This window comes from Campylobacter sp. DY7, from assembly GCF_057802535.1.
In genome coordinates this window covers 1-539 of the sequence record NZ_JBYJAU010000052.1, presented here as the reverse complement: position 1 = coordinate 539, position 539 = coordinate 1, and the positions used below count along the sequence as shown (strand labels likewise).

1 protein-coding gene is annotated in these 539 nt (G+C 64.7%); it reads left to right on the top strand.

Annotated features, from left to right (window positions below):
- A partial coding sequence (locus AC1B00_RS09655) for a nucleotide-binding protein (protein ID WP_488849515.1) occupies window positions 1-539 on the top strand: 539 nt, incomplete at both ends.

Sequence of the window (539 nt, the reverse complement as noted above, 5' to 3'; positions counted from 1 at the left end):
ATGAACCTCGCGGCCGCGCTGTCCCGCGCCAACAATGTGCTCGTGGTCGACGTCGACCCGCAGCAGTCCGCAGCACGCTGGGCCGAGCGAGCGGGGGATGACCTTCCGTTCGACTTCGCAGCCGACGTCGATCCCAACAACATCATGGGATTGCGTGACCTCGACGGCTACGACATCGTCCTCGTCGACACGCCTGGCAGCCATGAGAACACCGGCGTCCTCACCGCAGTCCTGCAGGTCGCCGACTTCATCGTCCTGCCGCTGGAAGCCGCCACCATGGCGATCGAGTCGGTCGCGGACACCTTGGTCGAACACATCATCCCGACCGGGGTGCCCTACCGACTCCTGCTGAACAAGATCGACACCCGCCGCGGCGGTCGGCGACTCGAGGACTGGGAAGAGCAGCTCGACACCGTCGAGTTCATCGAGGGGCAGATCGGACTCCCGCGTTTCCAGCGTCACATTCGTCTGTCCGCGAGCGTCGAGGACGCTCCCTTCGACGGCAAGGTCGTCACGCAGTACACCGATTCCCGCAAGAA